The sequence below is a fragment of the Chryseobacterium lacus genome (genome assembly GCF_003336205.1).
Lineage (GTDB): Bacteria > Bacteroidota > Bacteroidia > Flavobacteriales > Weeksellaceae > Chryseobacterium_A > Chryseobacterium_A lacus.
Genome location: NZ_QPIE01000011.1, coordinates 1 through 5343, shown reverse-complemented (window position 1 = coordinate 5343; position 5343 = coordinate 1). Strand labels below are relative to the sequence as shown.

Annotated in this window: 2 tRNA genes and 3 rRNA genes; all 5 read left to right on the top strand. The window is 47.4% G+C overall.

Annotation, left to right across the window (positions count from 1 at the left end):
- The first annotated feature begins 179 nt into the window (after positions 1–179).
- The 5 genes from DQ356_RS11010 (at position 180) to rrf (ending at position 5322) form a co-directional block, all read left to right on the top strand.
- Positions 180–1696 (top strand): 16S ribosomal RNA (locus tag DQ356_RS11010).
- A 212-nt stretch (positions 1697–1908) separates the two neighbouring features.
- A tRNA-Ile gene (locus DQ356_RS11005) sits at positions 1909–1982 on the top strand.
- Between the two features lie 82 nt (positions 1983–2064).
- A tRNA-Ala gene (locus tag DQ356_RS11000) sits at positions 2065–2138 on the top strand.
- Positions 2139–2298: 160 nt separating this feature from the next.
- Positions 2299–5074 (top strand): 23S ribosomal RNA (locus tag DQ356_RS10995).
- A 140-nt stretch (positions 5075–5214) separates the two neighbouring features.
- Positions 5215–5322, top strand: a 5S ribosomal RNA gene (gene rrf / locus DQ356_RS10990).
- Together the 16S, 23S and 5S rRNA genes with 2 tRNA genes alongside form the textbook arrangement of a ribosomal RNA operon.
- The last annotated feature ends 21 nt before the right edge of the window (positions 5323–5343 follow it).

The window sequence follows — 5343 nt, the reverse complement described above, 5'->3', positions numbered from 1 at the left end:
AACATTTGGTCAGTTCAAAAATAGTTTATACTTTTGCACTCGCAAATCGGGGTTAACGACAGAAAGAGAATCCTGATACAAGCGAAAAGAGAAGAGATCTTTGAAATATAAATAACAACCAAGTAAGGAAAAAAAACCAAAGCGAAGTCAAAAACTTTGAGTCTAAGTCAAACAAACATACAATGGAGAGTTTGATCCTGGCTCAGGATGAACGCTAGCGGGAGGCCTAACACATGCAAGCCGAGCGGTATTTATTCTTCGGAATAGAGAGAGCGGCGTACGGGTGCGTAACACGTGTGCAACCTGCCTTTATCTGGGAGATAGCCCTCCGAAAGGGGGATTAATATTCCATAATATATTAATTGGCATCAATTGATATTGAAAGCTCCGGCGGATAGAGATGGGCACGCGCAAGATTAGATAGTTGGTGAGGTAACGGCTCACCAAGTCTGCGATCTTTAGGGGGCCTGAGAGGGTGATCCCCCACACTGGTACTGAGACACGGACCAGACTCCTACGGGAGGCAGCAGTGAGGAATATTGGACAATGGGTGCAAGCCTGATCCAGCCATCCCGCGTGAAGGATTAAGGTCCTATGGATTGTAAACTTCTTTTATACAGGGATAAACCTCTCCTCGTGAGGAGAGCTGAAGGTACTGTATGAATAAGCACCGGCTAACTCCGTGCCAGCAGCCGCGGTAATACGGAGGGTGCAAGCGTTATCCGGATTTATTGGGTTTAAAGGGTCCGTAGGCGGGCCGATAAGTCAGTGGTGAAATCTCGCAGCTTAACTGTGAAACTGCCATTGATACTGTTGGTCTTGAGTAAATTTGAAGTGGCTGGAATAAGTAGTGTAGCGGTGAAATGCATAGATATTACTTAGAACACCAATTGCGAAGGCAGGTCACTAAGATTTAACTGACGCTGATGGACGAAAGCGTGGGTAGCGAACAGGATTAGATACCCTGGTAGTCCACGCCGTAAACGATGCTAACTCGTTTTTGGGCACTTGTGCTCAGAGACCAAGCGAAAGTGATAAGTTAGCCACCTGGGGAGTACGATCGCAAGATTGAAACTCAAAGGAATTGACGGGGGCCCGCACAAGCGGTGGATTATGTGGTTTAATTCGATGATACGCGAGGAACCTTACCAAGACTTAAATGGGAATTGACAGATTTAGAAATAGATCCTCCTTCGGGCAATTTTCAAGGTGCTGCATGGTTGTCGTCAGCTCGTGCCGTGAGGTGTTAGGTTAAGTCCTGCAACGAGCGCAACCCCTGTCACTAGTTGCTACCATTCAGTTGAGGACTCTAGTGAGACTGCCTACGCAAGTAGAGAGGAAGGTGGGGATGACGTCAAATCATCACGGCCCTTACGTCTTGGGCCACACACGTAATACAATGGCCGGTACAGAGGGCAGCTACACAGCGATGTGATGCGAATCTCGAAAGCCGGTCTCAGTTCGGATTGGAGTCTGCAACTCGACTCTATGAAGCTGGAATCGCTAGTAATCGCGCATCAGCCATGGCGCGGTGAATACGTTCCCGGGCCTTGTACACACCGCCCGTCAAGCCATGGAAGCTGGGGGTACCTGAAGTCGGTGACCGTAAAAGGAGCTGCCTAGGGTAAAACTGGTAACTAGGGCTAAGTCGTAACAAGGTAGCCGTACCGGAAGGTGCGGCTGGAACATCTCATTTTAGAGTCTCGTTTCAAAAGCGAGAATAAATAATTAAGTACTTAAAGTACTGACCTTGCTCAAAGTATCGTTTTGGTTTTTTTACTTTGGTTGCTATTAACAATATACCCACTAGAAATTAGTACAAGGGAAGAGATACAAGAGCCAAGAGCCAAGAATCAAGACATAAGAAGTTTTGTATCTAGCATCTTGAATCTAATAGTCTAAGAAGACAGTCTCGTAGCTCAGCTGGTTAGAGCGCTACACTGATAATGTAGAGGTCGGCAGTTCGAGCCTGCCCGAGACTACTAATTTAAGCGGATGGCAACTAGCTTATAGCTTATGGCAAAAAAGCCAAAAGCAAGAAGCCTCAAGCCGGAAGCCACTAGAGGGGAATTAGCTCAGCTGGCTAGAGCGCCTGCCTTGCACGCAGGAGGTCAAGGGTTCGACTCCCTTATTCTCCACAGTATTATGAATCTGATTTAAAAGTTACGGATAGAGCCAAAAACAATATCTGTTCATCAGGGGACTAATAAGACATAAGATCATTGACATTAACGGTAAAGACATCACAAAGAAAAAACCGAGCACTTTTGAGTGCTTTAGGATAACTAAAAAAATAGGAAAGAAATCGTTAAGGGCGTATGGCGGATGCCTAGGCTTTCAGAGGCGAAGAAGGACGTGGTAAGCTGCGAAAAGCTGCGGGGATTGGCACACACGAGTTGATCCGCAGATGTCCGAATGGGGCAACCCAATACATTGAAGATGTATTATCTTGTCATTTATGACGAGAAGCAAACCCGGAGAACTGAAACATCTAAGTACCCGGAGGAAAAGAAATCGAAGAGATTCCGTAAGTAGTGGCGAGCGAACGCGGATTAGCCCAAAAGCTTTTATATGTTTAATAGAATACACTGGAAAGTGTAGCCATAGAGGGTGATAGCCCCGTACATGAAAGGCATATTTAAGTGATAAATGAGTAGGGCGGGACACGTGAAATCCTGTCTGAATATGGGGGGACCATCCTCCAAGGCTAAATACTCCTGAAAGACCGATAGTGAACAAGTACTGTGAAGGAAAGGTGAAAAGCACTTCGAATAGAAGGGTGAAAGAGAACCTGAAACCGTACGCCTACAAGCGGTCGGAGCTCCGATTTATCGGGGTGACGGCGTGCCTTTTGCATAATGAGCCTACGAGTTAATTTTACTAGCGAGGTTAAGGACTTAAGGTCCGGAGCCGAAGCGAAAGCGAGTCTGAATAGGGCGCATAGTTAGTAGGATTAGACGCGAAACCTTGTGATCTACCCATGGGCAGGTTGAAGCTTTGGTAACACAAAGTGGAGGACCGAACCGGTTGACGTTGAAAAGTCTTCGGATGACCTGTGGGTAGGGGTGAAAGGCCAATCAAACTGGGAGATAGCTCGTACTCCCCGAAATGCATTTAGGTGCAGCGTTGCGTTAGTTTATTAGAGGTAGAGCTACTGATTGGATGCGGGGGTTTCATCGCCTACCAATTCCTGACAAACTCCGAATGCTAATAAATGTTGCGCAGCAGTGAGGGCATGGGTGCTAAGGTCCATGTCCGAGAGGGAAAGAACCCGGACCAACAGCTAAGGTCCCCAAATATATGCTAAGTTGAAACAACGCGGTTGGACTGCATTGACAGCTAGGATGTTGGCTTGGAAGCAGCCATTCATTTAAAGAGTGCGTAACAGCTCACTAGTCGAGCGGTCCGGCATGGATAATAATCGGGCATAAGCATATTACCGAAGCTATGGATTTATAATTTATTATATCTGGTAGGGGAGCATTCTATTTGCGCCGAAGCAGTATCGTGAGGTATTGTGGAGCGGATAGAAAAGAAAATGTAGGCATAAGTAACGATAAAGGGGGCGAGAAACCCCCTCACCGAAAGACTAAGGTTTCCTCAGCCATGCTAATCAGCTGAGGGTTAGTCGGGGCCTAACGCGTACCCGAAAGGGGAAGTGGATGGACATAGGGTTAATATTCCCTAACTTGCTCACACTAAAAAGGGGACGGATTTACGTACTTGCTGGAGACTGACGGAATAGTCAAGGCCTAGCCTTCGGGCGAAGCTGCTGCAGGGAAATAGATTCCAAGAAAAGCCGAAGTGAAGCAACCCGTACCAAAACCGACACAGGTAGTCGAGGAGAGAATCCTAAGGTGCTCGAGTGAGTCGTGGCTAAGGAACTAGGCAAAATAGTCTCGTAACTTCGGAAGAAGGGACGCCCCCGTTAGCAATAACGGGGGCCTCAGTAAAGAGGCCCAGGCGACTGTTTATCAAAAACACAGGACTCTGCTAAATCGAAAGATGCTGTATAGGGTCTGACACCTGCCCGGTGCTGGAAGGTTAAAGAAGGTTGTTAGCAGCAATGCGAAGCAATTGACTGAAGCCCCAGTAAACGGCGGCCGTAACTATAACGGTCCTAAGGTAGCGAAATTCCTTGTCGGGTAAGTTCCGACCTGCACGAATGGTGTAACGATCTGGGCACTGTCTCAGCCACGAGCTCGGTGAAATTGTAGTATCGGTGAAGATGCCGATTACCCGCAATGGGACGAAAAGACCCTGTGAACCTTTACTATAACTTCGTATTGACTCTGAGTAAGCAATGTGTAGGATAGGTGGGAGACTTTGAAGCCGGTACGCCAGTATCGGTGGAGTCAACGTTGAAATACCACCCTTTCCTTACTTGGAGCCTAATCTCGTCTCAGACGAGAGACATTGCGTGGTGGGTAGTTTGACTGGGGTGGTCGCCTCCAAAAGAGTAACGGAGGCTTTCAAAGGTACCCTCAGCACGCTTGGTAACCGTGCGTAGAGTGTAATGGCATAAGGGTGCTTGACTGTGAGACCTACAAGTCGATCAGGTGCGAAAGCAGGACATAGTGATCCGGTGGTTCCGCATGGAAGGGCCATCGCTCATAGGATAAAAGGTACTCCGGGGATAACAGGCTAGTCTCCCCCAAGAGCTCACATCGACGGGGAGGTTCGGCACCTCGATGTCGGCTCGTCACATCCTGGGGCTGGAGAAGGTCCCAAGGGTTGGGCTGTTCGCCCATTAAAGTGGCACGCGAGCTGGGTTCAGAACGTCGTGAGACAGTTCGGTCTCTATCTATTGCGGGCGTTAGATGTTTGAGAGGGCTTGAATTTAGTACGAGAGGACCGATTTGAACAAACCTCTGGTGTATCAGTTGTACCGCCAGGTGCACCGCTGAGTAGCTACGTTTGGTTAGGATAAGCACTGAAAGCATATAAGTGCGAAACCAGCCTCAAGATGAGACATCTTTTAAGGGTCGTGGGAGATGACCACGTTGATAGGTTATAGGTGTAAAGCTGGCAACAGCATAGCCGAGTAATACTAATTACCCGTAGATTTATAGCCTATTTTTCCGGCACTCGAAAGTGTGAGAAGGTTTTTTCTTTGTGAACGTTTTTATCGATAAAATAGAAACAAGATAATCAACCAAGAACCAAAATGAAAAATTTTGACTTTTGCGTCTTGAATCTATATTAATACCTTTTTATGGTGGTTTTAGCAGAGGGGCTCACCTGTTCCCATTCCGAACACAGAAGTTAAGCCCTCTAGCGCCGATGGTACTGCTAACGCGGGAGAGTAGGTCGCCGCCAGTTTTTTTAAAGCTCACCAATTTG